Genomic DNA, 26,703 nt, shown 5'->3' on the forward strand with positions numbered 1-26,703 from the left:
CCCTATTATGAAAAATATTATGAATGGTATTATAAGCCTAATGCTTTTATGAATCATAAAATTRCCTTACCAAAAGAGAAAGAATTTTATAGTGTAGAAGTTATTCCTATCTATGATAATAGAGAAATATATTTTCCCATATTCAAATGTAAAAAAGAAGATTTACAAGGSTATGAAATATACATACCAGAAAATATTCCGTATAAAATAATTTTTAAAGATGTTAATAATAAAAGACTATGATTATATTATTGACCATAGGTTATGAAAGAACTTCAGATGAAATTGTAGATTATTTTTTATTCTATAATAAAAAATATATTCGCATAAACTGTGATACTTTAAAAGACAGCAATTCTTTTTATTTCGGTTACAAATTAAATGAAAACCTATCAAAAATTAAAGTCAATTCTAAAGAGATTAATTTAGATGAGAAAAAAGTTATTTGGAATAGAAGAATATCAAGAAGAACATTTATAGATCGATTTTTAGATAAAAAAATTGATTTTGAAAATTCAAGATTATTTTCACAATTTGTATTTAAAGATTGGGAATCATTTTTAAAAATTTTTGTCAATAGATTGTCAAAAAATACATTTTGGTTTGATTACCCTTTTGTAAAAGAAGACAAAATAGACGTTTTATTACTCGCTCAAAAAAATGGGTTAACCATTCCAGAAACTATAATTACAAATTCTTTAGAAGAAATAAACTATAAAGAATATATAACAAAACCATTATCTAGCACAACAGGTTTTAAACATGGAAATAAATTTTATTCAACATATACAACTATTGTAAAAAAAGTAAAACACAAGTTTTTACCATCACTGCTACAAAAAAGAATAGATAAAAGGTATGAAGTAAGAACATTCTATTTAGATGGAGAATGCTATAGTATGGCTATTTTTTCTCAAAACGATAAACAAACAGAAGTAGATTTTAGAAGATATAACTATAAAAAACCAAATAGAAATATCCCCTATAAATTACCACATTATATGGAAGATAATATTAGAAAGCTAATGAACGACTTAGATTTAAAAACAGGTTCAATAGATATTATCAAAGGAAAAGATGATATATATTATTTTTTAGAAGTAAATCCTGTTGGACAATTTGGAATGACTTCAAAACCATGTAACTACAACTTAGAAAAAAAAGTATTTGAAAAACTAATTCAATATGAACAAAATTTTTAATAAAATCATTTCTCCACTAACATTGCTTTTAACAAAAGGAGAAAAAATTAATGAAATGAAATCTACAGTAGAAATTAATATATGTAAAGGATCTGCTAAAGTTGAAAGCACAGAAATGGCAGTAATTAAACATTATAAGCCAATAATTAAAATGGAATTATGACAACATATAAACTTTTTTCAAATTGTATTGCTAGTAAAGGATATAGCAAAAGTATAATTATTGACCTACAAAGAAATAGTTATAAAAACATACCCAATTCATTATATGAAATCCTTAAACAAAATAAAATATTAGATTTTGATAAATTAAAAGTTGAATTTAATAATACTACTATAATTAATGAATATAAGAAGTTTCTAATTGAAAATGAGTTTGTTTTTGAGTGTTCTAGTAAAGAAAGTGAAAGGTTCCCTGATATAGATACTACTTTTGAAAAACCTTATAAAATTACTAACGCAGTTATAGAGTATTCTAAAGATACTTTTCTAAATTTAAGTGCAATAAAAGACACCTTTGATAATTTAGGAATACAAGATTGTTTTTTAATTTTCTATAACGACAACCATGAAGAACTATTACGGTTTTTAGAGATTTTTAATGATAGTAGATTACTTTCTGTGCAATTATTGTCTAAATATAACCCTAAAATTAATTATTCAAAATTAAGTTCTAAATACCCAAGATTGACAAATATTATTTTACATTCTTCATTAAAAAGCATCAAAAAAGGTATTATAACATATAGTAAGAAAGAAATTATAGATTTTAATTTTTGCGGTGCTATTAATGGTTATTTTGTAGCAAATATTGATACATTCATGGAAGGACTAAGCCACAACTCCTGCCTAAATAAAAAAATTGCCATAGATAAAGACGGTAACATAAAAAATTGTCCAGCAATTTCTCAAAGCTTTGGTAACATCAAAAACACCACACTAGAAGAAGCATTGCAACACAAAGACTTTAAAAAATATTGGAACATTACCAAAGATCAAATAGACATTTGCAAAGATTGTGAATTTCGTCATATTTGCACCGATTGTCGTGCTTATATAGAAGATACTGAAAACCAATATTCCAAACCCCTAAAATGTGGCTATGACCCATATACAAATCAGTGGGAAGAATGGAGTACTAATCCATTAAAACAAAAAGCAATTCAATACTATGGAATGCAAGAACTAATCAGTAAAACAGACTAAAAAGATAAATATATCTCTCGTTAAAAATAATCTTAACCTATTGAAAAATTATTAAAAACGGCAATCGTAGTGTTTTTTGTGCAGTAAAACGAGAATCATTTTTAATAAAATTTCCCTTGTCTTTGATACAATTCGCTATTTAAAAACACTCCAACTGACAAAAAAATATCAAAATTGATTACACCTAACGGGTTCAAGCATAATAAAAGAAGTAATTTTCATTTAAGAAAATATTGTAATAGTAGCAACAATTACTATTAGTTTAAAAATATTGTTATAACGATAGTCAAAAACTACAATTGACTTTAAATGCTTGTAGTATTTGCAATAAATAAATAATTTAATAAGTATGAAACTAGAAAGTTTAAAAGAAACAAAATTTAAAGACGCTGTCTTAAAAAAAGAACAAATGTTTACACTAAATGGTGGTGGAACTCAAACGCCAGCAGGACATGGATGTGGAACTGGAACTTTAGGATCAAATCCAAATGCAGTATTAGACTATGATTATGGTTACGATGTAGATAGAGGAAATGGTGTTAGAACTTATCACAACAGAACAAATGTTAAAGAAATATCTGCTGCAGAATGTAATGAACTTACAGGTAGGTAACTAAACTTTATTAAAAAAAGTGAGGTTATTGCACTTTACTTTTTAGTAGACCTAAATTAATTACAATTTAGGTCTACTTAATATTTTTTATTTTTGAGTATATCTTAAAGTTAAGTTTTAATATTATAGACCTCTCTAAAAAAGAACACGCATAACAAAACAGACAAGTATCAACAATCCTTATAATGAAAAAAACAATTTTAATACTATTCCTTTTCACTCTAAATATTTTAACTATTCCTGCTGTTAATGGGCAAAATACTAGGCTCAAGAGCAAGTATAGTCAACGCGATTTTGAAATAAACAAAATTCATGACCAAACCTATAACCTATGGCAATATAAAAATAGATTCATTTCTAAAAAAAATGATACGTTGCCACACTCTTATTTTGTTGACGATAGGAATTACAAAGGATTGATTAATTATGGTGTAAGTTTTCGAAGTAAAGATTTTAGAAATTTTCATTTTTCAGAAAATCTTCACATGTTTTTTTTAAAAGTTGATTTCGAAAAGGTGCTATTCAATCCAAATGATAGCATCATAGAGATTGAAGGATATATATCTGGCGGATGGGATAACCTAGCAAAGAAAAAACAAACAGAGAATAGTGTAGAAAACAGAATTGATGTATTTTTAGGAGAAATAACAGATACCATTAAAAATTGCTATTACAGTAAAATTGTTAATGAGGAGGCTATTGAAGTAAAATTGAACAATAGCAAAGTTGATGAAACTACAATTCTGGATACATTTCCTGCTTTTTATTTTAAAAACTATTCGTATTACAGAACATCACTTAGAGGAAGGCGTTCTTTTAAAATTAAGGGAAAAATTACAAATAATACCCTGTTAGCCTTTGGAGAAAAAAATTGTTACTCAGAAATTTTCGATTTGAGTGCTATGGTATATTCTCCTAAAAAAAATAAACGAAAAAAAATAAAAAAGAGAGAAAATTCAGCATACAGAACCATTATGATTAACAATGAACTTGTTGCAGATATTGAAAAACAAAAAGCAAAAAACAAGGAAATCAATTACTATACCTATACAGAAAAAGCTGAAGATTACATCTTAAAAAGACAATATGCAAAAGCAAAAGAGCAATACCTACTTTTAGATAAGGAATATCCTCTATTATTTGCAAGAGATCTGCATAATGCAGTGAGGTGTGCTGTTTTATCTAGAGATTATAAAAACGCTTTTTATTTTGGTGAAAAATTAGCAAAAAAAGGAGTTGATATAAAATATTTTAATACATCAGTATTAAACCCTTTAAAAAGAAATCCAAGTTGGAACAATTTTACCGTGCGTTATGATTCTATTTATAAGGAAAGTTTAGAAAAATTCAATACAAATTTAAAAACGCAAATAGAAGCTTTAAAAGATGAAGATCAAGCTGATTATGGGCTAACTAATAGAAAAGAGCCTAAAGTGTTATATGAAACAACAGAAAGAGTTACCAATAAATTAATAGAACTACTAAAAAAAGAAGGCTATCCCTCAGAAGAAAAAACAGGAATTTATACTAAGAACGATACTGTTATAAATCCTTTTCCTGAATATCATGTATTGATAAAACATGCTACACAACAAAAAGCAAAAAATTTAGAAACGCTAAACAAATTACTTGAAAAAAGCATTAAAAATTTTGAATATGATAGCAAGAGAAGTACTAATAATGTTTTTTACCATAATTCTTGTTTTCACATTTACAAAGGCAATTTATACATTTCAAAGTCATGCGGGTCAAATGAAATAATGGTTAGAAAAATGAAATTTATTTTTAACAATCCTTATGGTTTCTTTATACACAATGATAATTATATTGTAACAGAATACAACAAAGAAAACCCAGAAGAATATGATAAATATTACAAAGAAAATTACAATTTTGTAATGAAGCTTACCGATGATTGGTTCTTTTATGAAAAATAATGTAATATGGTGTTAATTTACAGTAAAGATGTTGATGATTTTGTAAATCAAGTTATTGATTGTTTAGATACAGAATTTATTCGGTTTAGTGAAAGTGATAAAATAGAAATTGATAAAATGGAATTTAGCAACGAAATCAATTCCTATTTAATTAACACAATGTATCAAAAAGACATTGAGTTTGAAAAATTAAAAAGTATATGGTTTAATGGCGGTGGGCTTATTTCTTATGGAGATCAATATGAAGACAATTGTTATGAAGTCTTAAATGATGCCTATTTATTGCAAAAACCAGTATATAAATTAGGTAAAAGGACATCTGAGTTCGAATTCAATCGTTTAGATGTTATGCTAGAAGCGAAACAACAAGGTTTTAAGATTCCTCATACTTTAATTACGGGAAATAAAGAAAAACTTAAAAATTTCTTTGATTTATATCGATCTAAAAATGGAATAATATCTAAAAGAATACTCGATAACTATTTATATTCTGATGAGGAACACAACTATAACTTTAATTTAACCTTTCCAATAACACAAGAAATTTTAGATGAAGTTCCAAATGAATTTGCAATTTCATTATTTCAAGAAAGAATCATTGCTGATTTTGAAATTAGGGTAATCTATATTGATGGAATTTTTTATGCAGCCTGTATTTACAATTTTGATAATGACATTGATTACAGAACAAAGTTGAGAAGCATGGAAAATTTAAGAATTATTCCTTTTCAATTACCTTCGAGTATTGAAAATATGCTAGATAAAGTTTTTAAAAAATTTAATATGAATTATGGTTCTGCGGATTTAATGTATAGTAATGACGAGTATTATTTTTTAGAAATAAATCCAACAGGTCAGGTCAGTTTTATAAATAATGCTTGTAACTTTTATATTGAAAAAACATTAGCAGCAAAACTAAAAGATGGAAAATAAAAAACCTATAAATGTGTTTAATGGGCTTAAGGTCAAAACTCAAAATGAGACCCAAAATAAGATTCAAGAAAAACCAAAAAGCAAGCTAGTCGCTATAAATGCTTATCAAAATTCTAGAAATATAACAAAACCCTTTGTAAAACCAATTTCTAAAATTATTTAATTTGAAAACATCCAACTTTATTCTTTTTTCAGATTGTATTCCTGTAAAAGGCTTTAATAGAAGTATTATTTGTGATACAAAAAATAATACCTATTTTTTTATTCCAAATGGATTATATGATATCCTAGATAAATATAACGGAAAAACTATTGATACTATTAAAAATGATTTCAATTATGAATATGATGAAATAATTGATGATTATTTTGATTTTTTGGTTGAAAACAAATTAGTTTTTTTTAATTCAAATCCTAATTTATTTCCTAAAATAAATACAAATTGGCAATCTCCTTCTTTAATAACTAATGCAATCATCGATTTTGATGAAACAACACATGATTATAAAGAAGTAATAAAACAATTGGAAACATTAAAATGCTCTTATATTCAGATGCGTTTCTTTAAAACAATTCATCTTGATTTTGTAAAAAAAATTATTCAATATCTTTATAGTGAAAAATCTAGAATTGTATCTATAGACTTTATTATACCTTATTATGAGACTTTTAATATAGAAGAATTAACCGAATTGATAACACAAAACAGTAGAATTCATGCTCTAATTATTTATAATTCACCTATTACAAAAAGTTATAATTCTATAAATAGAAATATGGGTTATATTTTACAGGTCGAAAGGAATATACTTAATGAAAAACATTGCGGAATAATTAGTACAGAATCTTTTTATTCAAATATCAATTTATTTAGCGAATCCCAACATCACAACTCCTGCCTAAATAAAAAAATCGCCATAGACAAAGACGGTAACATAAAAAATTGTCCAGCAATTTCTCAAAGCTTTGGTAACATCAAAAACACCACACTAGAAGAAGCATTGCAACACAAAGATTTTAAAAAATATTGGAACATTACCAAAGACCAAATAGACATTTGCAAAGATTGTGAATTTCGTCATATCTGCACCGATTGCCGTGCTTATATAGAAAATCCTGAAAACCAATATTCCAAACCCCTAAAATGTGGCTATGACCCATATACAAATCAGTGGGAAGAATGGAGTACTAATCCATTAAAACAAAAAGCAATTCAATACTATGGAATGCAAGAACTAATCAGTAAAACAGACTAAAAAGATAAATATATCTTTCGTTAAAAATAGTCTTAGCCTAAGGACAATCGTAGTGTTTTTTGTGCAGTAAAACGAGAATCATTTTTAATAAAATTTCCCTTGTCTTTGATACAATTTTCTATCGAAAACATTGATAAAAACACTTCATCAAAAAATGATTATACTTAGCGGTAGTCTTAATGTGTTATTTGTGTTTAACAGGTTAATTTTATTAATATAAATCATGTTTAAATGTTAAAATTGTAATAAAAAACTAACAAAATTAAAATAATGCTTCTTTTTTCTCGTTAATGTTTTTTAATTAAAAAGTAAAAATTATGGCATCAACCTCAGAAGTAGGGCACGCAAGAAACATTGCAAACCTCAATTTATTAAACACAAACATTGAAGCATTAGGAGCACTATATAATCCTAGTAATCCTAAACTACACTTATCAAACCTTCAAGCCATTTACACAAATGCATTTGAAAAACAAGAAAATGTAAACAAATTAGTAGCACCATATTCCACTGCTGTAGACGAAAGAGAAGCACTCTTTAAACCTCTAAGTACACAACTTACAAAGCTAAGGAAAGCCTACAAAGCAACAGAAGGAGTAACAGATGCAGATCTAGAAAACTTTATGACAGCAGTTCGCAAACTAAAAGGAGTAAAAAAAACACCTACTAAAAAAAATAACAATCCAGAAGAAGAACAAATCAGTCACTCCACTTCACAAATGAGTTACGACCAGCGAACCAATAATTTAGACGCATTAATTTCCATATTAGAAAACACCCCAAATTATACTCCAAATGAAACAGAGTATCAAATAGCAACCTATCAAGCTAAAAAAATAGAAATGCTCCAGAAAACACAAGCTGTTGCTGATGCATTCATACCATTAAACAGTGCGAGAGGAGAAAGAAACCAAATAGTATATGACGATTTAGATAATCTAGTAGATATAGCCAGTAAAGCAAAAGACTATATTGCTACTATATTAAACACAAAGTCTGTTCAATACAAAGCCATTGCAAAAATAAAATTTAAAAGGAGATAAATAAATAAAGCTTTGTCCAAAACAAACAAGCTCTTGGCACAACCAAACAAAGCATGGGTGCAATCGAACAAGGCATTGGCGCAACCAAACAAAGCATGGGCGCAATCGAACAAGGCATTGGCGTAATAAAAACAAGTAGTTTTAAAAACAAAACCTCAAGAATAAAACTTGAGGTTTTGTTTTTATAGAGTATAATTGAGAAAAGCTTAAATAAAGAGAGTATTTATCTTATGATAAATAAAAAATAGCAAATCAAGAATCATTCTATTAAAACTACTTTTTCATGTTGTTCCCTAAAAGAAATATTCTATTCAGGATTTGCAATCGTTTTAAACAAGGAAACAGTAGCATTTAAATAAGCATTTGTTAATGAAATATTAGACAATTGTGCACTCACAAGAGTATTTTCTCTAGAATTAATCAAAAATAAAGAACTTTCACCCATAGTAAACAATCGTTCCTCAGCATTTAGCATCTGCTCATAGTTGGAAACCAATTCAGAATTTATAGAACGTTGCTTTTTAAAAGAATTAATCTCCTGTTTTTGAGCCTCAATCTTATTCATTAAGCTCTCTCTTTCATAAGACAAACTTAATTCTGTGTCTTGCACTTTTAGTTTCGCTAGTTTTAAATTAGCCCTTTCTTTTCTAAGAAATAAAGGAAAAGAAAAATGAACACCTATTTTATAATCTTCAAATCTATAATCTTCAAAAGCACTAGGCTCAGAAAGATAATTATAGCTAACATTTAATTTAGGTAAAATGCTATTTGCTTGCAACTTTCGGTCTATAGTAAGAATAGCTATCTTAGATTGCAGTGCATTTAGTTTCGGGTGATTTTCAATCGTAATTTCTGTAAATTCCGTTAAATTTAATGTCTCCAAAATAGTTTTTTCAATATTCTTATCTGGTAATAAAGAATCAGTTAATTCTAATGGAATAGTATTTTCAGTCCAAATATAATTAGACAAGTCTAGTTTAGATTTCATTAATTTCAATTCAGCATTTTCAAGATTTAACCTTCTTGTTTTCACTGTAATTCCAGCTTCTATACTATCAATTGCAGCCTTGTCACCTTGCTCAATAAGTTTAAGAACACCATCATAGCGAACACTAGCATTTTTCAAATAATTACGATACAATTCCACTTCATCATAACTCCTTTTCCAGTTAATATAACTTACAATAGCATCATAAAGAATGTTTGTAACCTGAATATTACGTTCAGCTTCATTTAATTTTTGATACGTTTTTGCTTTTCTTAAATCGGACATTCTTTCATTAATCCATAAACCCTGACCTAAAGGAATTGAAATACCAAGAGAAGTAAGCCCATTATTAGGAACCGTATTTTCAGGATTTAAATAAATACCTTCATTATTATCAAAAGCAGCTTTGACCTCTATTCCATACCAAGTAGGAATCTTGAAACTACCATTAAAAAGCGAATAATAGTTTTTATCGCCATATTCTTTCTTTGAAAAATCCGCTTCAAGCTTTGGATCAAAAGCCCCTCTTGCTTTCATAAGTTTTGCTTGAGCTTCTGAAATTTTTAAATCAGCTTGTTTTACTAGCGGATGAAATTTTTTCACATAACCCAAATATTCCTCTAAAGTAAACTCTTTTAAGTCGCTTTCTTGCGCTTTCATAGAAAAGTTAAGAAGCATAAAAAAAAGTATAATTTTTATTTTCATCTGTGTTTTTAGTTTTAATAAACAGTAAAAAGGATTTGTCTACTACTTTTTTTGATCTTTTTCAGCATTTTGAGGCTGATAAAAATTAGGAGGAAACCCATTTAATGTTCTCCAAATTTCAAACCAAATAGGAACACTTTTTAATAAAGCAATAGATTGTGTTCCAGCACCAATACTCAATTGTTCTGGCCAGTTCTTATCTTCTTTGTCTGGCGCAATAAGTACTCTGTATTTCCCATTTTGACTTATGAAATTTTCTTTAGCAACAATAACACCTCCAAAAGTTCCATAAGAAGCACCAGGCCAACCACTAAATACTATAGTAGGCCAACCGTCAAACCAAACTCTTACTTTTTGTCCTCTATTGATTAATGGAAAATCAACAGGATCTATATACGTTTCAACAGCAATTTCAAATTTTGAAGGCATAATACTAACTATCGATGTGCCTTCTTTGATTGTTTCACCAATTCCCGATTGTATAGCTCTATTAACATAACCATCTTGTGGAGCAGTTATATAATAAAGACCATTTCTAATTTGATAATTAGTATATTGGTTTTTTAATTTTCCTACTTGAGCTTCAGTGTCAAATTGAGAACTTAAAGCAGTTTGTTTATCACTACTAGCTTTTGCACTTTTTTCAGCATACTCAGCAGAAATTCGATTCAATTCCATTGTAGCATTAAGAATTTCATTTTGGCTAGCTAAATATTTATTCTCTTGTGTAATAATTTTAGCCTCCATTTCCTGTAGCTTAACTCTCTTTTCTTCAACATCAGTTAGAGGTTTTAAGCCTTCCTTGTTTAAATTGATAGCTCTGTTAAATTGAGTTTCAGCAATTTTTAACTGTGTTTTTACAGCTTGTAAATCTATACTATCACTTTTCACCTTTAAATAAGCTTGTTTTAATTTATTCTGAGCTTGTTTATATTTCAAGTTTTTTTCACTCTCAATAGCATACATCTGACTTTCTAATGCTTTCACCTTTGAAGCGTAAGAAGTAGCAGCATTCTCTTTTGCGATCACTTGGTTTCCTGTGTTTTCTACCAAATTTGGATCTAAATAATCTTCTTTTACCTCAGAAATGAATAAAATAGTATCTCCTTTTTTTACAAAATCACCTTCGCTCACATACCATTTTTCTATTCGTCCAGCAATTGCAGTTTGAATATTTTGAGGTCTTTGATCAGGTTTTAAAGTAGTAACAAATCCAGAGCCAGAAATATTTTGTGTCCATGGAAGAAATAGAAATAAGAAAGTTAAAATAGCAATTCCTATAATTATCTTTCGTATAACTAAGTACCCTTTGTTATCTGCAAAAACAGCACTCGATTTATATTTTGAAAAATCAAATGTGCTATCAATTTTATTTTTTGTTATGTTTAGCATTTTGTTTATTTAATAGTTTAAACAATTTGACCATTTTCTAATGTTATAATTTTTGTAGCTTGTTTTTCCCATTCACTATTTCCAGTTGTAATAACAAGTGTCCAAGGATGAGATTTATCCATTAAATAATCAATTATCTTTTTAGCCTGATTTTCGTCTACTTTTGTTAATGGATCTTCTAATAAAATTATTTCAGGGTTAGATAAAATACAACGTGCTAATACTATTTTTTGAACTACAGATGAACTTATTTGTTTACCATCAGTGAACAACGGAGTATCTAAACCTAGAGGCAATGATTTTATAAATTTAGACAACTTTACTTTGTCTAAAACTTTATTAATTTCATTAATATTAATCGATTTGTTTTGACAAATAATATTATCTAAAATGCTACCTTCAAAAGTAGTATCATTAACACTAATAAGACCTATTTTTGATCTATAATCATTAATATTAACTTTGTTGATATTGACATCGTTTACAAACATCGTTCCAGAAGTAGGATCTATAATTTTAGCTAATAATCGAATTAAAGTTGTTTTACCAGAACCATTTTTACCTTTAATTACGACTCTGTCTTTTGGATGTATTGTTAAATTAATATTGTTTAAAATACAGGTTTCAGAATCAGGATATTTATAATTTAAATTCTTAGCCTTTAGTGTTATAGCGTCATTGTTGTTAATCATGAAATTTTGAGGAGTATCATTTTTCTCTATATCTAAATCAGCAACATTTCCTAGTTTTTCCAATGATGTAAGAACATCATAGAACAATTCTAATCCAGCAAATAACTTTTCAACAGCCGTTATAATTGAAATAATTATAATTTCTGCCGCAACAAATTGTCCGATATTCATCTGTTGATTCAATACTAATATTCCACCTATAATTAATAATCCAGCAGTGATAATAGTTTTAAATCCTACTAAATGGATAAATTGTCTTTTTAAAATTCTAAAATGATCTTCTCTATAATTTAAATAATCACTTACTAATTGATCATTCTTGTTTAATGAAAATTCAAATAAATTCAAATTTCTGAAACTTAAATGATTTCTTGCGATTTCTTGTATCCAATGTGCCACTTTATATTTATATTTTGATTCTTTTAAGCTAGTTTCCAGTCCTTTTGTGAAATTAGCTCTAAAAATTATGTACAACATTCCTAAAAGAATGAACCCAAATAGAATAAAAAAAGAATGATATAAAGAGAGTAATATTATACCAAATAGAATTTGAAGAATTGCAGTTGAAATATCGAGTAATAGTTTAGAAAAACCTTTTTGAACCGTTAACGTATCAAAAAAACGATTAGCAAGTTCTGGTGGATATTCATTATATAATTGATCAAACTTTATTTTTGGAAACCGATAAGCAAAATCAAAAGAAGAACGCACAAATATTTTTTGCTGTAAATTTTCAGTAATACGATATTGCATGATTTTAAATACACCTACAAGCACAACTCCTACTACAACTATAATAACAAGAACTATCCACGAAGTAGAAACTTTACCAGCTTGAAGAAAATTAATAATTGATTGTATTCCAAGAGGCAATGTAAGACTAATTAATCCTCCGAAAAGCGAGTATAATAATATTTGATAAATATCTCTTTTATCAATTATAATTAAGTTTTTAAATCTTTCTAATGGTGTCATACAAGTACTTTTTTTATTAAATCGATATAGAAATCCGACAAACAATTTGAGTCAGATAAATTTGTGATAGTTTTAAAATGATCTTTTAAATAATGTTGGTGTAACGAACCTTCTATAATAGATGAAGCAAGTGTTTTGGAAAACATATAATTTGGATTCACTTCTTCAATTATAGTTGTTAATCTATTAATTACACTTTTATACACAATAAAAAAGCCTTCTTTATTCTCTTCATCTACTTCTTTTGTTAGAAATGTTTTCGTAAACTCACTAATAACAATTTGACTTAGAGTGCCTTTGTTTATATACTCTGTTGATAAATCATTTTTTATTTCTTCTGTAACTACTGTTATGGCTTTAATAAGTTTGTCTAAAGGATTCGAAATATTTGTAGTAGAAAAAACGAGTTTGTATTCTATCCAAGACCAATACCAAGAACATAAATATAGTAATAATTTATGTTTATTCTCAAAATATCTATAAATGGAACTCTCATTTGAGTTTATTCTTTCACCTAATTTTTTAAAAGTAAAAGCTTCAAAACCTATTTCATGAATTAAGATTATACTATGTTGAATGATTTTTTTTCCTAAATCTGAAGTCTCAGGAGCTTTTACATACAGTTTTTTATTAACTGTTATATTTAGATTAGCTAATAGGTTTTTCATAGGATTGAAATTTATGAACGCAAATATAATAGTAACACTATCAATTATTGAAAGTTTAACTTTTAATTAATAATTGTATATAAAAAAATCCCGAATAGTTCGGGATTATATTTTATTCAGTATATATATGTTTATAAGGTTTGTTTGAAACAATCTTAAAAATATCTTCTTCTAAACTTTCAACAGGCGATTCAACAATTCTATTAATTTCAAAGTCCTTTTTATAAAAAATAAAGGTTGGTACATTAGTAATATTTAATCCTTCTTCAAAAATCTCAGGAGTTGTTTTGTCTCTAGTCATTGTTATTAGGTTTACTTTTCTTAGAGGAAAATCTAATTGGTTTAAAATTTTAAAAAATTTAGGTACCTGATTCTGGCTATCTTCACACCATGTTCCCATAAAAACAGTAATGGAATAATCTGAAATGTATTTTTTAATCCCTTTTATAATCTCTTCATTAGGTTTATATTCGTTGTAACCTATTGAATACCATTCGTTGAAAGGTTCTTGTTGTAAGTTGGTAATTTTAGTTTTACCTATTAAAATACCATCAGTAATTTCTTTTGACTCTATAATTATCTTTCCCCTATTTTCTTCAGGTTTTCCATCTGTTCCTTTTGTGTAAAGTGAGCAATTCGTCATAAGAGATAATACGTTATTATTACTGTTTTCATATTTATAGTAAAGATTTACATATCATGGATTTTGGTTGTTCAATTCCTATTAAATCTAAAATAGTAGGAGCAATGTCTCCCAAAACACCATTGTTTATATTTTTTAGATCATTATCAATTAATATTAAAGGAACAGGATTCGTTGTGTGAGCTGTATTCGGACTTCCATCAGGGTTAATCATTGTTTCGCAATTTCCATGATCGGCAATTAAAAGAGTTGTGTACCCATTTTCTAAAGCAGTTTCAACAACTTCTTTTACGCAAATATCAACTGCTTCACAAGCTTTTATTGCAGCTTCCATTACTCCAGTATGTCCAACCATATCTCCATTAGCAAAATTTAAACATACAAAATCAACCTCACCTTTTTTAAGCTCAGGGATTAATGCATCTTTAAGTTCGTAAGCACTCATTTCGGGTTGCAAATCATAAGTAGCAACTTTTGGTGAGTTTTTTAAAATACGAGATTCTCCAACGAATGGCTCTTCTCTTCCTCCAGAGAAAAAGAAAGTTACATGCGGATATTTTTCTGTTTCTGCAATTCTAATTTGCTTTTTATGATGTTTTTCTAATACTTCACCAAGTGTTTCAGTTATATTATCCTTATCATAAATTACATGAACATTTGAGTATGTTTCATCATAATTTGTCATAGTAACATAATACAGATTTAGTTTGTGCATGTTTTGCTCATGAAAATCTTTCTGAGATAGTGCTTCGGTTAATTCTCTTCCTCTATCTGTTCTAAAATTAAAGAAAATAACAACATCATCATCTTTTATTGTTGAAATTGGATTTTCGTTTGCATCTACAATAGAAATAGGTTTAATAAATTCATCAGTAATAGCGTTAGAATAACTTTCTAAAACACTTAGTGATCCTTTTTTTGATTTTGTACCAATTCCATTTACGATTAAATCATAAGCAAGTTTTACACGTTCCCAACGTTTATCTCTATCCATTGCATAGTAGCGACCGATTATTGAAGCTAGTTTTGCATTGGTGTTTTCTAAATAGTTCTCTAAGTTTTCAATATAATTTGCTCCTGATTTTGGATCAACATCTCTACCATCTGTAAAAGCATGAACAAACATATTTTGTACACCCATTTCCTGAGCGACATCTATTAAACCTTTTAAATGTGAAGTGTGAGAATGTACACCGCCATCTGAAACTAAGCCTAAGAAATGAACCGATTTGTTGTTTTTTTTAGCGTAATCAAGAGCATCCATTAATGATTTTTCTTGATTCATAGTTTTGTTGGCTACTGCTAAATTTATTTTTGCTAAGTCTTGATATACTATTCGTCCAGCACCTAAATTCATGTGGCCTACTTCACTGTTTCCCATTTGACCTTCAGGAAGCCCAACATTTAATCCGTCTGTTCTTAATTGTGCATTTGGATATTTAGAATATAATGAATCTATAAATGGAGTGTAAGCATTGTCTATAGCAGATACTTTTGGATCGGGAGATTTACCCCAACCGTCTAATATCATTAGGATAACTTTCTTGTTCATCATCTTTAATAATTTATAACATTACAACAAAGATAATAAAGCAATACAAAGACTATGCTTTTTTAAACCAATTTTTAGTTTGATTATAATCAATGAAGTAACGAATACTTATTGAGAAAACATGATTTAGGTTATCTGAGAATAATGTATCTAAATTCTTATTGAAATTCTTGTTAATATCGTTAGTTGAGTTTGTAGCATTATTCCTGTATAAAATAGTAGCTTGGCTTCCAGGAGCAAACCACCATGAGTAAGATAAGTCTAAATTCCAAGTACTAAAACTAGAGTTTTTGTTTTCAGTATAATCTGTTTTTTCAATAAGCCTTCCAGTTTCTTGTAACGAGAAAAAAGCATTGTTTTCAGCAATAGACCAATAATGTCTAACGGATAAATTAAAATTCATTTGGCTATTAATAGAAAACTTACTCGTTAAATTATTATTTAAAGTAGTTCTGTTTCTTTGAGCCATAATAATTTCATTACTACTATCAATATAATCAATAAAACCAATATTGTCTTTTTGTGTATAAGGGTTTATCTCATAAATTAATGAAAATTGGTCACTGAATCGATATCTTGGTTTAATACTAAAATCAAAGTCAGATCTCCCATTTTGATCAAAATCAACGTATTCAATATTTAAATCTAATGCAAATTTATTGTTATAGTTTGAAGAAATGCTAAACCAAAAATTTTGAAGCTTAGGAGTAATTAAGAACCGATCCGTAATTCTAGGTTCGTAATAATCATACCTTTCATAAGGTTTTATATTATAACCCATTCCTACATAATGATTTTTTCTTGATGTAGTATTTATATCTATACCAAAGTTGTTTTGTTGAATTTCGTTGGTAAGATTATTAAATTCAATATATGAGCTAAGCAGTACTCTAAAAGAGTTAAATATTTTAGTAGGATTTAATATTCTATAGCTAGTATTTGTGTAAAAACTATAGTAATTAGTTTGAAAATTAATACCTAAATCATTATTGTCGAAATCTTTAGAAATGTATTCAGCGCCTATTCCAAATCTGTATTTTCCAGATGTTTCACCTATGGCTAAAGAAGAGTTTATTCCATTAGTGTTTTTCTCATCATAAACACTACTAAGATTTGCTTTTCCACTAAGATTAAATGTGTTTTTTTTAGTATTCAAATCGAAGACAATTCCTGAAACGTTGGCATCTCTAAAACTACCATTTCTAGTAACGTTTGTGTTTATAAATGTTACAGATGAATTTTTATTAAATCTTTGATCGAAAACAGTTACATTGTAATTTGTTAGAGGAGATACTACCTTTCTTCTAGAGCTTCCGTCTTCTGTATTTCGTATTGTAACAGTTGTTTCTTCGGTTATAGCATTAAGAAAACCTATTCCAAGACCGTCATCATTACGTCCAGATATTTTTAGAGCATTAAGAAGATTTGTTGTGCTTGGAAATTCATCAACTCTTTCGTTTGCACCTAATTTAGGTTTGAAAATGGGAGAAGCGCCTATTCGTCTAGTGTATAATAAATCTCCTTTGTTAAATAAATCAGTTCCTTCAGTAAAAAAAGGTCTATTTTCATTGAATTCTTGTTCAAATGGACCTAAATTTAATTCTACATTATCAAATTTGGTTTGCCCAAAATCTGGAATTAAAATAGCATCAAGAGTAAAAGCATCATTTATACCATATTTAATATCTAAACCACCTTTTAATGTTAACTCTGTGTCTTCTTTATTGGAATTTAAATAAGAAGAAGCATAAGGAATTAGAAATAATCGAGTAGGAGTTGATATGTTTTCAATTCCATTTAAAATTCCTGCTTGTTGAGAAAATGTTCCTACATTATTATTAATATGTGACCAAGTATATTTTTGTCGGGTTCTTTTTATTTCCCTAAAAAAATTAATTCCCCATGTTTGAATATTTGAACTAGGGAAACGCAAAGCCGCATAAGGAATTTTAATTTCTACAATCCAACCAATGTCTGTTATTTTTGTTTTACTTTCCCAAATAGCATTCCATGAATAATCTTCTCCGTTCTGAGAAGTAAAATTACAGTCTGACTGACCATTTGCAGCAGAAACATAAAATTGGAAGTCTTGCTGACCATCATTATACCCATTTATAAAAACACCAAAAGAATCGGCAGTACCAAATCGATCTCTTTCTGTTATTTCTTTTAAAATTTTTGAAGGATCATTGTCGTAAAGTAAAGCTCCAATATAAATTGCATCGTTATCATAAAGAACTTTAACCTCAGTTCTTAGCTCTTTTGGAACAAGGGTTCCGTTATTAGGCTCAAAAGTGTAGAAGTTGTCTGCAACGGATGCATTTAGCCAATCATCTTCATTTAAAATCCCATCAATAATAACATTATTTGTTTTTTTTTCTGCTTTCAAACTTTTTTTTATGCTGTCTGTTTTTTGCGAAAATATTTTTTGTGTAGTTAATAGCAATAAAACGCAGATAATGAAGTTATTATACATGAAACTTTTTTCGCAAATTTAAAATTATTCGATTTTGTGTGAAATAAATTATAATATCTTTAACGTTTTGTATGGAAAACCGATAAAAAGCATTTTTTTTCGACTAATGGTGTAAAAAAATTTGTTTCTTAGTTTTTTTTAAATATATTTGGAACCGCTTAACAATATAATAACTACTAGACTTACAATGAATTACCGATTAATCCCCCTTTTTGCCCTAAGTTTTTTATTATTTAGCTTTACTACTTTCAAAGGTATTGAAAGGGTAGAAATTAATAAAAGTACAGATCCAAAATTAGTAGCAGCAAACTTAAAATTAGCATTAGAGATAAAATGTAAGTCATTTTATAGCAATATAACATCCAATGAATATAAGTTGCCTAATTTTGATAGTTTCTTTAAAGCTTTTGAAGGATATAACAATTTAAAAGAACAAGGTTTAATAGAAAAAGAATATTTAACAATTGTTGATTTTAGCCTGTCTTCAAACGAAGAAAGAATGTGGGTGATTAATATGGAAACTAAAGAAATTGTTTTGCAGTCATTAGTAGCTCATGGAAGAAATTCAGGAGAATTATTTGCAAGCGATTTTTCAAATAGATCAGAATCATATCAAAGTAGTTTAGGGTTTTACACTACAGGTGAAACATACATAGGTAAACATGGTCTTTCATTACGTTTAGATGGTTTAGAATATGGGATAAATGATAAAGCAAGAGATAGAGCTGTTGTAATTCATGGTGCTGACTATGTTTCTGAAAAGTTTATAAAATCAAATGGGCGTTTAGGAAGAAGTCAAGGTTGTCCTGCTGTTCCAAATGAAATTTCAGCTAAATTGATAGAATTGATTAAAGACAAGACATGTTTGTTCATTTACCATCCATCTAGAAGCTATTCAAAAAAATCTAAATTAACTTCTTAGAGAATTGTATAATTTTTTGTCTAGATTGTAAATGTCATCTCGGAATTGTAAGCTACCATCTTTATCTAGCCAATTAGTCCAATATAAAATATAAACATTAATCTCATTTTTAATAGGAATGGTTTTAATGTTTTTCTTTTTTATAATAGTATCAATTTCTTTTTTTGTCCAACCTCTTTCTTCATTATCAAGAATTTTTTCTGATAAATCTAAAGGATTTTCAACTCTAACACATCCAGAACTAAGGGCTCTGTATTCTCTTGAAAAATAATCTCTATGATTTGTGTCATGTAGATAAACTAAATGACGATTAGGGAAATTAAATTTAACTAAGCCTAAAGAATTATTATATCCAGATGTTTGTACATATCTATAAGATCTTGATTTTTCAGGATCCCATTCTTCAGGGGCTATTTTGTTTCCTGTTGAGTCATAAATAGTCATTCTGGTTCTTGTAAAATAAGAAATATTCTTTTTAGCAGAAGGTGTTAAATCTTCTTTTATAATTGTAGGAGGAACTGTCCATGTTGGGTTGAATACTAAGTTTGATAATTTTGAAATTAGAATCGGTGTTTTTCTTTTTGGAGTCCCTACAACAATATTATGTTCTGAAAGCGTGTCTCTTTTTGCCACATAAGTAATTTTATAGTCGGGTAAATTTGTAATTAAATAATTATCGCCAAAATCCCTTGGAAACCATTTCCATCTTTCCAAATTAGCTATTATTTGGTGTATTCTTTCTTCTTTGGAGAAATTAAGAGCCTTTATCGTACCTTTTCCTATTACTCCATCCGATTTAAGACCATTTCTGGCTTGAAATTTCTTTACAGCATTAAATGTGATGGAATCATAAATTGCAGTTGTTATACTATCATTTCGAGTGTAATCTTTCCAGTAAGCTAATTTGTGTTTGATGGTTATAATTTCATCAGTTGTATCATTTAATTCAATCTTGTCTTTAGCTTCACTCTTTTTAAAATCATATTCAGGATATTTTTCTAGTATAGTTAAACTTTTTTTAATTTGATTGTATATGAAATGTTGAGGTTTTAATTCTTTAAAAACATTCGAAATTTCTTTAGACTTAATTCCTTTTTCTAAGTATGGAGATAATGCTAATGATTTAGGTTTTAAATCCCAGTCAGAATATACTTTTTTAGGGTCTAATTTCCCTTTGTAAAGATGTAATGCTAGTTTTTCAAATGTACTAGTCAATAAAATATCGTAGTCAAAAATAGCCTTATCATTTAACGAGTCTCTTTCTTTTTCTAATTTTAAGATTTCCTTTAAATTATAATCATTTGGATCTAAACCATCTTGATGGCAATTTTTAACTTCATTAATCAAAGCAATTCTATTTGTTTTATTAAACCAAATCTCATGATTGTTTAGTTTGTTGTAAAACAATTTAATGCTATCTTTCAATGTTTCAATTAGTTCAGTAGGAATAGGCTTGCTAATTTCTTCTATAGGTTCTTCATTAGCAGAAATACTTGCTTTATCAGAACTTTCTTTGCAACTGATGAGTAAGAAAATTAAAGAGAATATAATGAGTATATTTTTTACCATATATTTTTAATGTTTTTTAAAAGAAAAACCTGTTTATTAATGTTAATTCTTAATTGCTTATATTATGAATTTCTATGATTTGACAAAATTAAGTTGCCAGCTTATTTAAACACTCACTATAAATAGTGATTTTGAAAATTAAATTATGTTTGATATTTTATAAACTAAACAGATGATAAATCTGTTGTTAGTATATTATCTAAAAACATGCCAAAAATAAATTAGTAGTAATGTCATTATTTTCATCAAAAAAGTAAATTTCTATTATTTTTTTACTTTTTAAAACAAGATGTTTAATAATGTGCGTTTCGTTTGTAGTATTTTTTTAAATTTCTATTATTTTTTAAACTTCTCATTTATAATATTTTAGAGTGTTTTGTTTTGTAGAAATGTTGGGATTACAAATGTAAGTGTAATTTTTTTTAAAAAAAACTTGCAAGTAAAAATAAAAATAAAGTATATTTGCACCCACAAAAGCGGAAGTAGCTCAGTTGGTAGAGCTCCAGCCTTCCAAGCTGGTTGTCGCGAGTTCGAGCCTCGTCTTCCGCTCAAAAACTTTAGATGAAAGTTTTAAAAGAATCATCATTTGCGGAAGTAGCTCAGTTGGTAGAGCTCCAGCCTTCCAAGCTGGTTGTCGCGAGTTCGAGCCTCGTCTTCCGCTCAAAAAAAGTCTCAAACTAATGTTTGAGACTTTTTTGTTTTTATAAATTATTTAATTCTGTTTCAGGGTCAATTTCAATAGGCTCTTGATTTCGTTTAAATAATCGAGCTGTTAAGTTTCCTTTTAATTTTACAGAATTATTACGAACTTCTAACCAGCTTCCTTCTCTTAATCCAATTACTGGTTGCGGATTGTAAGCATGAAATTCTTTAATTCTAGTTTCTCTAGTTTCTCCCATGTGGGTTGAGTCTATTTCTGGATCAAGATAATGAGGATTAATGTTGAAAGAAACTAAACCTAATGTTCTAAAACTTGGAGGATAAACAATGGGCATGTCGTTTGTGGTATTCATAGTAAGTCCACAGATATTACTTCCTGCGCTTGTGCCTAAATATGGAGTGCCATTTTTAATTACCTCTTCTAAAGTGTTTAAAACATTGTTGCGATATAATTCGTTTACTAAAACAAAAGTATTTCCTCCACCTGTAAAAATAGCTTCAGCATTTTTTATAGCTTCAATTGGATTTTCAAATTCATGAATTCCTTTAACTTTTTTATTAATAAGAATAAAAGCCTTTTTTACTTTTGAGGTATATTCATCATGAGAAATTCCACTAGGTCTTGCATAAGGAATAAATAAAATAGTAGAAACTTCTTTGAAATGATCTTCTAAAGTTGGTAACAAATAATCAAGATAACTCCCATTGTGTAAAGTGGAAGTACTTGCTATAATTAAATTTTTCATGATTTTTTTTTCAAAAATAATATTTTCAATTAACAAAAGTTTATAATCTTGTTAGTATTTAATTGGCACTAAACTCATTTATTTTTACAGAATACTTAAAAAAACAACATTAATGAAAGAAAAAATACTCTTATTTTTATTGTTTCCTCTTTTTATATGGGCTCAAAATGACTCTATTTTTAAAGGAAAGATTGTTTCTGAATCAAATTTTTTAGATGAAATTCATGTTATAAATGTTTCTAAAAATATAGGGGTAGTTTCAGAACGTGGAGGTTACTTCACAATAAAAGCAAAAGTTAATGACACATTAATGTTTAGTGCAGTACATTTAAAAGGATATCAAAGAGTAGTTGTGCAAAAAGATTTTGATCAAGATTTAGTATTTGTTCCAATGGAAGCATTAGTTAATCAATTAACAGAAGTAACACTTATTAAATATAAAAATATAAATGCAGAATCTTTGGGAATTGTACCAAAAGGGCAAAAAGTATATACACCAGCAGAAAGAAGACTGCAATCAGCAGAAGAATTTAAATGGTATAGTCCGTTGTTAATTCCTTTAGGAGGAATGAGTGTTGATGGTTTAATAAACGCAATTAGTGGAAGAACCAAAATACTTAAAAAAGAATTGAAAATAGAGAAAAAAGAAATGCTTCAAGAAGAAACTAGCGATTATTATCAAAAGGAGTATATTATAAATACTTTAAAAATTCCAGAAGAGTATGTAGATGGTTTTTTATTTTATGTAGTAGAAGATGAAAGATATGTTGATGCTATGAAAAATGAAAATAAAACAATGGCTACTTTTATTTTAGGGCAATTAGCATCAGAATATATTGAAATTAAGGGTATTGGTAAAAAAGAAAAAGATAATGGGAAAGATTAGTTTTGTTCTATTATTGTTGTTTTCACAATTTTTCTTCTCGCAAAATATCCCAAGAGAAAGAGAAGTAATACGAGGTAGAATTATAGCCGATTCTATGGAAGTAGCCGAAATTACAATTTTTAATGTAAGTTCAAATATAGGAGCAATTTCTGATGTTGATGGTAGATTTTCTATTACTGCAAAAGCAAAAGATACATTATATTTTCAAGGATTATCATTTGTTTCCCAGAAATATGTTCTTACAGAAAAAGACTTTTGGACAGAAGAGTTAGAAATTCGTTTAAAAGTAAAAATAAACGAACTCGATGAAGTTGTAGTCACACCTTATACTTTGACAGGTGATTTAGAAGTAGATACGAAAAAGATAAAAACATATGGTGGTTTTTCAGGGATTGATATGAATGTAACTAAAAATTATGGAGATGAGAGATTTAATAAAGGTAATAAAATAACAACTTCACCAGATCATTTTGCTCCTAATGGATCTAATATTGATTTTCTAGCTATCGGAAGAGGAATTGGAAGATTATTAGGAATTAAAAAAAACTCAAAAAAAAATGCTTCTTTGGTTCTCGAAGAAAGACGATTGAGAGACATTCAGTCAAAATCATTTGCAGAACATATTAATGAGCGTTTTTCACATCATTTTTTTATATCTACATTGAAAATTAAAAATGAGGAAATTGTTCCTTTTTTAGCGTATGCGGAAATGTCAAGTTATGATTTAGTAGAATTTTTAAAAGTAGAGAATGAATTAAAACTGATAGAATATTTAATAGATAAATCAAAGGCGTTTAAAAAAGAAAATGAAGAATTATTACATTTGTCAGATGAAAAATAAGATTAAAATAATATCCTTTTTATTTCTGTTCCTTATTGTAAGTTCTTTTACAATACATAAGTTTTATGTCTCTGTAACTCAAATTGATTATGTAGACAAAAAAGGTAGAGTAGAAATAACATCAAGAATTTTTATTGATGATTTAAACAAAGCTTTAGAAAAGAGATATAATAAAAAAATTTATTTGGCATCAAATAGAGAAATTGAAGGTGCTGAAAACTTTGTTGAGAAATATTTAAATGAAAAAATAAGGATAAATATTAATAACAAGCTAAGTGAAATTCATTTTTTAGGAACTGAAATTGATAATGATGTGTTAATTTGTTACTTAAAAGTGAATTTTTCTGAAAAAATTACTACTTTCGAAATCGAAAATTCAGTTTTGACTGAAATTTTTAAAGAACAACAAAATTTGTTACATACAGATATAAATAATAAAAAAAGTAGTTTTTTGTTAACCAATACTGACCAAACTGCTTTGTTAAAATTTTGAAAACTAATTAACCTACCATGAAAAATAGAATTTTATTTTCTTCGATTTTGGTTTTAATTACTTCTTTTTTTGCGATAGCTCAGGAAGTGAAAACCGAAGATAAAGGAAGAGAGCCAGGTCATTATAACGAAAATAAATTTCGTCAAATGTATGACTTAATGGCTACGCCAAATATGTTTAGAACAGCTTCGGGAGCGCCTGGTCCAGCGTATTATCAACAAAGAGCTGATTATAAAATGAACCTTGAGTTAGATGATAAAAATAAAAAACTATTAGGTTCGGAAACGATTACATATTATAATAATTCACCAGAACCATTAGAATACTTATGGGTGCAACTGGATCAGAATGTTCGTTCAGCAGATTCAAAATCACCATTAGTGGATAATGAAAGAGTTGATCCAGGATTAGCTCCAGATAAATTTGCTAAAAAATTCATGGAAGAGCCTTTTCAAGGAGGATTTCATATAGAATATGTAAAAGACAAATCAGGTAAAGACATAAGTTACACCATCAATCAAACAATGATGCGTATAAACCTTGCAAAACCTTTACAATCAAAAGGTAAATTTACTTTTTCAATTAAATGGTGGTATAATATTAATAATTATCAAGTTGATGGAGGTCGTTCAGGTTACGAAGAGTTTGAAGATGGAAATCGTTTATATGTAATTGCTCAGTTTTATCCTAGAATGGCGGTTTATAGCGATGTTGAAGGTTGGCAGAATATGCAATTTTGGGGAAGAGGAGAATTTGCTCTAACTTTCGGAAATTACGATGTAAATATTACTGTGCCTTCTGATCACATATTAGAAGCAACTGGAGCACATCAAAATAGAAAAGATGTGTTTACTGAAGAACAAATGAAAAGATGGGAATTAGCAGAAAACACTTTCGATAAACCAGTTTTAATTGTAACTCAAGAAGAAGCTGAAAAAGCTGAAAAAGGATTTTCTGATAAAAAGAGTACTTGGAAATTTAAAGCTGAAAATGTTCGTGATTTCGGATTTTCATCATCTAGGAAATTTATGTTAGACGCAATGGCTGTTCAGTTGGAAAAAAATAAACCAATGGCTATTTCAATTTACCCGAAAGAGGCTAATCCACTTTGGGGAGAATATTCTACAAGAGCGGTTGCACAAACTTTAAAAACATATTCAAGACATACATTTGATTATCCATATCCAAAAGCAGTTTCTGTTTCTGCACAAGATCAAGGAATGGAATATCCTATGATTTGTTGGAATTTTGGACGACCTGATAAAGATGGAAAATATTCTGATAGAGTTAAATACGGAATGTTAGGTGTAATTATTCATGAAGTAGGGCATAATTTCTTTCCAATGATTGTAAATTCAGATGAGAGACAATGGACATGGATGGATGAAGGATTGAATACTTTTTTAGAATATTTAACAGAATTGGAATTTGACCCTAATTTCCCAACAGATAGAGGTCCAGCAGATAAAATAGTTCCTTATATGAAAGGAAATCAAAAATATTTAGAGCCAATAATGTCTAACTCTGAAAACATATATAATTTTGGAGCAAACGCTTATGGAAAACCAGCAACAGGATTAAATATTCTTCGTGAAACTATAATGGGTAGAGAGCTTTTTGATCATGCATTTAAAACGTATGCTCAAAGATGGAAGTTTAAACACCCAACACCAGAAGACTTTTTTAGAACAATGGAAGATGCTTCAGCAGTAGATTTAGATTGGTTTTGGAGAGGATGGTTTTATTCTACGGATTATGTTGATATTGGCATTAAAGAAGTAAAACAGTATTATGTTTCATCAGAGCCTACTGAAGAAATGAAGAATTTCGTAGCGAGAAGAGGAAGGTCTTTAAGAGATATGGGTCCATTTATTTATTTAGTTGATGAGACACATAAAGAGTTTAATCCAAAGACAAAAAAAGCATTTGAAGTAAAAGATGTTCAAGTTCTCGAAGATTATGTGTCTAAAAATTATACTTCTGAAGAGAAGGCTGCATTAAAAAATCCTAAATATTTTTATGAAGTTGAGTTTGAAAAACCAGGAGGATTAATGATGCCAATTATTGTAGAACTTCAATATGAAGATGGAACTAAAGAGGATTATAAGTTTCCGGTTCAAATTTGGAGAAAGAATAATGACACAGCAAAAAGAGTATTTGCTACAAATAAAAAAATAGTTAAAATTCAATTAGATCCAAAATTAGAAACCGCTGATATTGACACGGTAAATAATGTGTGGCCAAGTGAAGCAGTGATATCTAAATTTGATGAATTAGATAAGAAATAATTTTTTTAAGATATATG

25 protein-coding genes and 2 tRNA genes are annotated in these 26,703 nt (G+C 28.1%); 18 read left to right on the forward strand and 9 right to left on the reverse strand.

The window, feature by feature from the left end; translation table 11 throughout:
• The 11 genes from SY27_RS18765 to SY27_RS19180 all read left to right on the forward strand — a co-directional run.
• A partial coding sequence (locus SY27_RS18765) for a hypothetical protein (protein WP_045967481.1) occupies positions 1–243 on the forward strand: 243 nt, incomplete at its 5' end.
• Positions 240–1,202 carry a grasp-with-spasm system ATP-grasp peptide maturase gene (gene gwsG / locus SY27_RS18090; protein ID WP_052705122.1) on the forward strand — a complete coding sequence of 321 codons (963 nt, stop codon included), beginning with the start codon at positions 240–242 and terminating at the stop codon, positions 1,200–1,202. The genes SY27_RS18765 and gwsG, both read left to right, overlap by 4 nt.
• Positions 1,186–1,365, forward strand: coding sequence for a hypothetical protein (locus SY27_RS03665; protein ID WP_045967482.1), 180 nt, complete (start codon positions 1,186–1,188; stop codon positions 1,363–1,365). The genes gwsG and SY27_RS03665 overlap by 17 nt, the downstream gene beginning before the upstream one ends.
• Complete coding sequence (gene gwsS / locus SY27_RS03670) at positions 1,362–2,408, forward strand: grasp-with-spasm system SPASM domain peptide maturase (RefSeq protein WP_045967483.1); 1,047 nt, start codon at positions 1,362–1,364, stop codon at positions 2,406–2,408. The genes SY27_RS03665 and gwsS (SY27_RS03670) overlap by 4 nt, the downstream gene beginning before the upstream one ends.
• 349 nt (positions 2,409–2,757) lie before the next feature.
• Positions 2,758–3,021, forward strand: a complete 264-nt coding sequence (locus SY27_RS03675) for a hypothetical protein (protein ID WP_045967484.1) — start codon at positions 2,758–2,760, stop codon at positions 3,019–3,021.
• Between the two features lie 185 nt (positions 3,022–3,206).
• Complete coding sequence (locus tag SY27_RS03680; RefSeq protein ID WP_045967485.1) at positions 3,207–4,958, forward strand: hypothetical protein; 1,752 nt, start codon at positions 3,207–3,209, stop codon at positions 4,956–4,958.
• A gap of 6 nt (positions 4,959–4,964) precedes the next feature.
• Positions 4,965–5,891, forward strand: coding sequence for a hypothetical protein (locus tag SY27_RS18095; protein ID WP_052705124.1), 927 nt, complete (start codon positions 4,965–4,967; stop codon positions 5,889–5,891).
• On the forward strand, positions 5,881–6,054 hold the full coding sequence (locus SY27_RS18770; protein WP_161794117.1) for a hypothetical protein: 174 nt from the start codon (positions 5,881–5,883) through the stop codon (positions 6,052–6,054). The genes SY27_RS18095 and SY27_RS18770 overlap by 11 nt, the downstream gene beginning before the upstream one ends.
• 1 nt (position 6,055) lies before the next feature.
• On the forward strand, positions 6,056–7,147 hold the full coding sequence (gene gwsS / locus SY27_RS18100) for a grasp-with-spasm system SPASM domain peptide maturase (RefSeq protein ID WP_052705127.1): 1,092 nt from the start codon (positions 6,056–6,058) through the stop codon (positions 7,145–7,147).
• 317 nt (positions 7,148–7,464) lie between these two features.
• Positions 7,465–8,190 (forward strand): hypothetical protein, encoded by a 726-nt coding sequence (locus tag SY27_RS03695; protein ID WP_045967486.1) that lies wholly within the window; start codon positions 7,465–7,467, stop codon positions 8,188–8,190.
• 53 nt (positions 8,191–8,243) lie between these two features.
• Positions 8,244–8,378, forward strand: a complete 135-nt coding sequence (locus tag SY27_RS19180) for a hypothetical protein (protein ID WP_255350296.1) — start codon at positions 8,244–8,246, stop codon at positions 8,376–8,378.
• 119 nt (positions 8,379–8,497) lie between these two features.
• Here SY27_RS19180 and SY27_RS03700 read toward each other — a convergent pair whose 3' ends face one another.
• The 7 genes from SY27_RS03700 to SY27_RS03730 all read right to left on the reverse strand — a co-directional run bounded on the left by SY27_RS03700 (position 8,498) and on the right by SY27_RS03730 (position 18,194).
• On the reverse strand, positions 8,498–9,883 hold the full coding sequence (locus tag SY27_RS03700) for a TolC family protein (RefSeq protein WP_045967487.1): 1,386 nt from the start codon (positions 9,881–9,883) through the stop codon (positions 8,498–8,500).
• A 42-nt stretch (positions 9,884–9,925) separates the two neighbouring features.
• A complete protein-coding gene (locus tag SY27_RS03705) occupies positions 9,926–11,275 on the reverse strand; it encodes an HlyD family secretion protein (RefSeq protein ID WP_045967488.1) in 1,350 nt (449 codons plus the stop codon).
• 17 nt (positions 11,276–11,292) lie between these two features.
• Entirely contained in the window at positions 11,293–12,942 is a 1,650-nt protein-coding gene (locus tag SY27_RS03710; protein WP_045967489.1) for a peptidase domain-containing ABC transporter, read from the reverse strand.
• On the reverse strand, positions 12,939–13,610 hold the full coding sequence (locus SY27_RS03715) for a TetR/AcrR family transcriptional regulator (protein ID WP_045967490.1): 672 nt from the start codon (positions 13,608–13,610) through the stop codon (positions 12,939–12,941). Before SY27_RS03715 ends, SY27_RS03710 begins: the two co-directional genes overlap by 4 nt.
• 112 nt (positions 13,611–13,722) lie before the next feature.
• Entirely contained in the window at positions 13,723–14,253 is a 531-nt protein-coding gene (locus SY27_RS03720) for a thioredoxin family protein (RefSeq protein ID WP_045967491.1), read from the reverse strand.
• Between the two features lie 34 nt (positions 14,254–14,287).
• Positions 14,288–15,805 (reverse strand): 2,3-bisphosphoglycerate-independent phosphoglycerate mutase, encoded by a 1,518-nt coding sequence (gpmI, locus tag SY27_RS03725; protein WP_045967492.1) that lies wholly within the window; start codon positions 15,803–15,805, stop codon positions 14,288–14,290.
• A gap of 52 nt (positions 15,806–15,857) precedes the next feature.
• Positions 15,858–18,194 carry a DUF5916 domain-containing protein gene (locus SY27_RS03730; RefSeq protein WP_369793053.1) on the reverse strand — a complete coding sequence of 779 codons (2,337 nt, stop codon included), beginning with the start codon at positions 18,192–18,194 and terminating at the stop codon, positions 15,858–15,860.
• Between the two features lie 274 nt (positions 18,195–18,468).
• On the opposite strand from SY27_RS03730, the gene SY27_RS03735 reads away from it, so the two are divergent.
• Positions 18,469–19,203, forward strand: coding sequence for a murein L,D-transpeptidase catalytic domain family protein (locus SY27_RS03735; protein ID WP_045967494.1), 735 nt, complete (start codon positions 18,469–18,471; stop codon positions 19,201–19,203).
• Here the strand turns inward: SY27_RS03735 and SY27_RS03740 are convergent.
• Positions 19,192–20,772 (reverse strand): murein L,D-transpeptidase, encoded by a 1,581-nt coding sequence (locus SY27_RS03740; protein WP_045967495.1) that lies wholly within the window; start codon positions 20,770–20,772, stop codon positions 19,192–19,194. The genes SY27_RS03735 and SY27_RS03740 overlap by 12 nt on opposite strands.
• A 476-nt stretch (positions 20,773–21,248) precedes the next feature.
• On the opposite strand from SY27_RS03740, the gene SY27_RS03745 reads away from it, so the two are divergent.
• Positions 21,249–21,321, forward strand: a tRNA-Gly gene (locus SY27_RS03745).
• A gap of 39 nt (positions 21,322–21,360) precedes the next feature.
• Positions 21,361–21,433 (forward strand) — tRNA-Gly (locus SY27_RS03750).
• Positions 21,434–21,473: 40 nt separating this feature from the next.
• Here SY27_RS03750 and pepE read toward each other — a convergent pair.
• On the reverse strand, positions 21,474–22,178 hold the full coding sequence (pepE, locus tag SY27_RS03755; protein WP_045967496.1) for a dipeptidase PepE: 705 nt from the start codon (positions 22,176–22,178) through the stop codon (positions 21,474–21,476).
• Positions 22,179–22,290: 112 nt separating this feature from the next.
• Between pepE and SY27_RS03760 the strand changes: the two genes are divergently transcribed.
• Genes SY27_RS03760 through SY27_RS03775 form a run of 4 tightly spaced genes read left to right on the forward strand, consistent with a single transcriptional unit; the run spans position 22,291 to position 26,686 of the window.
• Positions 22,291–23,064: a hypothetical protein gene (locus SY27_RS03760; protein WP_045967497.1), complete on the forward strand. Its 774-nt coding sequence runs from the start codon at positions 22,291–22,293 to the stop codon at positions 23,062–23,064.
• On the forward strand, positions 23,051–23,905 hold the full coding sequence (locus tag SY27_RS03765; RefSeq protein WP_045967498.1) for a carboxypeptidase-like regulatory domain-containing protein: 855 nt from the start codon (positions 23,051–23,053) through the stop codon (positions 23,903–23,905). The genes SY27_RS03760 and SY27_RS03765 overlap by 14 nt, the downstream gene beginning before the upstream one ends.
• Entirely contained in the window at positions 23,895–24,398 is a 504-nt protein-coding gene (locus SY27_RS03770) for a DUF6702 family protein (protein WP_045967499.1), read from the forward strand. The genes SY27_RS03765 and SY27_RS03770 overlap by 11 nt, the downstream gene beginning before the upstream one ends.
• Before the next feature lie 17 nt (positions 24,399–24,415).
• Positions 24,416–26,686, forward strand: a complete 2,271-nt coding sequence (locus SY27_RS03775) for a M1 family metallopeptidase (RefSeq protein ID WP_045967500.1) — start codon at positions 24,416–24,418, stop codon at positions 26,684–26,686.
• Positions 26,687–26,703: the final 17 nt, after the last annotated feature.

It is taken from the genome of Flavobacterium sp. 316, from assembly GCF_000967805.1.
Taxonomy (GTDB): domain Bacteria; phylum Bacteroidota; class Bacteroidia; order Flavobacteriales; family Flavobacteriaceae; genus Flavobacterium; species Flavobacterium sediminilitoris.